Consider the following 2,262-nt stretch of genomic DNA (forward strand, 5'->3'; position numbering starts at 1 on the left):
ATATTTTTAAAGCAATTTCTTAATTTTATTTGAATGGAAAGTTATTATTAAATAATAAGTTTTTCTTCCAAGAACTGACTCTCCCTAATAAAACAAATCAGCGAAGTAAATGTTCTTGTTATAATTGTAGAGTAGGAGAAACTACAAGCAACTTATTAATGGTAGTTTTCTGGAAAATGTATTACGCATAAACGGAGGATGCTATGAATATCAGGCTTGCGCAGAAAAAAGATATAGCTCAGTTAATTCAAATGCGTTGGGATTTTACAATAGAGCATAATAAAAAAGCGGCTGATGATGATCTAGAGGAATTTCAAATGGAATGTAGCCAATTTTTGGAACGAGCAATCGAAAGTAATTCATGGGTTATATGGATTGCAGAAATAAATGAACAGGTAGTATCTCATATTTATATGGAGCTTATTCATAAAGTTCCTCGTCCAGGTAGAATTACTCATCCATTTGTATATATGACCAATGTTTACACTATTCCCGCGGAACGAAACAAAGGAATTGGCTCTAATCTTCTTACAGTAGTGAATAAATGGGTGGAATCGAACAAGTACGAGTTTGTTATCGTTTGGCCAAGTGATGATAGTATTGAGTTTTATAAACGTAAAGGTTATATCAGCTGTAATGAAGCAATGACATTTACGCCTTCAATTAAGAGTTAACCTATTTACGAAAGGGAAAAATAATGCCAACTATTATATATGAGATTTTAATAGATGCTCCAATAGATCTTTGCTTTGATTTATCACGGGATGTAGCCATACACACTCAAACGACTGGAAAAACAAAGGAAAAGGCTGTTGGTGGTAAAGTAAAAGGGTTATTAGAAAAAGGAGATAGTGTAACATGGGAAGCTACACACTTCGGTGTTCGACAAAGATTAACTGCAAAAATTATTGAGATGGACAAGCCTCATACTTTTAGAGACGTTATGGTAAGCGGAGCCTTCCATTCATTTACACACACCCATCAATTTAGCAGACAAGAAAATGGTACATTGGTAAGGGATGAGTTTGTGTATCGTTCCCCTTTGGGAATTCTGGGGAGGTTGGCAGATTTATTATTCCTCGAAAAATACATGACAAATTTCATTAAACGTCGTTCTCTGGAATTAAAAAGGATAGCGGAGAGCATAGAAAGTAAAAGCTAAAACGGAATTTTAAATTTGTTGTATAATGTTCTATTTTAATAGTTTTGTAATCTAATATCATTAGAAATGGAGAGGATAAAATTGGCAATTACTACTATGAGTTCAACTGCAAATTTAGTGGATAAGCTTCAAGTGGAGGTTGGAACACGCGGACATCAAGTTATCATCGACGAACCGGAACGATTAGGTGGTACAGACGAAGGTATGAATCCTTTAGAATTATTACTTTCATCGCTAGGAGCCTGCCAAACAATTGTTGCGCAAATGTCAGCAAAGAAATTTGGCATTCAGTACGATCATATATCTGTTGATTTAGAAGGCGATATTGATACGGATGGTTTCCTTGGACTTTCAGATATTCGTCCTGGTTTTTTAGAGGTAAGATATAAAGTTAATATTCAATCAAATGAATCGCCTGAGAAAATTGAAGAATTCATTACATATGTAGAGGATCATTGTCCCGCACTCGACTCTTTAATTAATGGTGTTAAGGTTGTTTCTCAAGGTATAGAGATTCAACAAACAGACAAGATATAATGCAAAAAAGCTATGGAGATTTTACAGTCGTAAAATTTCCATAGCTTTTTTATATTTGTTTTCAATTTTGGTTCTGCTTTTAAGGCTTTAGAATCCTCTTTTATATGCCTTTGGAACATTTGCTTTTCCGTCTAATACTTCTTCCGTATGTAATGCCCAATAAGGGTCTTTTAACATACCTCGACCGATGGCAATCAACTCTATATCCTCTTCTGCCAAAGTCTTTTCAGCTAAAACTGGCTCTTCTAAAATTCCTACAGCAATGACCGGTAAATCTAAAGCTTGTTTATAAGCTCTTGCAAATGGAACTTGATAACCAGGTGTATTTGCCGGCTTCACTTTCCCTGGATTTGCTTCACCACCGCTGGAAACATGGAAAACGTCCACTCCTGCTTCTTTGTACTGTTTTGCTATTTCCAGTGAGTGCTCCAAGCCATAGCCACCATCAATATACTCAATTGCGGATATACGGAACAAGAGAGGCATATCTTCTGGTATCACGCTTTTCACTGCTCTTATAACTTCCACACCAAATTTAGCATAATCTTTTCCGTATTCATCAG

At 35.5% G+C, this 2,262-nt stretch carries 4 protein-coding genes; 3 read left to right on the forward strand and 1 reads right to left on the reverse strand.

The annotated features are described in order from the left end of the window. Window positions 1-203 precede the first annotated feature (203 nt). From AC06OU_RS14610 to AC06OU_RS14620, 3 genes are all read left to right on the forward strand, one after another. On the forward strand, window positions 204-674 hold the full coding sequence (locus tag AC06OU_RS14610; protein ID WP_475856747.1) for an N-acetyltransferase family protein: 471 nt from the start codon (window positions 204-206) through the stop codon (window positions 672-674). A gap of 23 nt (window positions 675-697) precedes the next feature. After that, complete coding sequence (locus tag AC06OU_RS14615) at window positions 698-1,162, forward strand: SRPBCC family protein (protein WP_475856748.1); 465 nt, start codon at window positions 698-700, stop codon at window positions 1,160-1,162. Between the two features lie 81 nt (window positions 1,163-1,243). Beyond that, entirely contained in the window at window positions 1,244-1,699 is a 456-nt protein-coding gene (locus AC06OU_RS14620) for an OsmC family protein (protein ID WP_475856749.1), read from the forward strand. 87 nt (window positions 1,700-1,786) lie between these two features. On the opposite strand, the gene AC06OU_RS14625 is transcribed toward AC06OU_RS14620, so the two are convergent. After that, window positions 1,787-2,262: oxidoreductase (locus AC06OU_RS14625; protein ID WP_475856751.1), on the reverse strand; the 476-nt coding region annotated here is incomplete at its 5' end.

Source organism: Psychrobacillus sp. (assembly GCF_056205495.1).

Excerpts from the sequence above, each read along its gene's own strand:
- AC06OU_RS14610 (WP_475856747.1), top strand. The coding sequence starts at position 204 with ATGAATATCAGGCTTGCGCAGAAAAAAGATATAGCTCAGTTAATTCAA.
- AC06OU_RS14615 (WP_475856748.1), top strand. The coding sequence starts at position 698 with ATGCCAACTATTATATATGAGATTTTAATAGATGCTCCAATAGATCTT.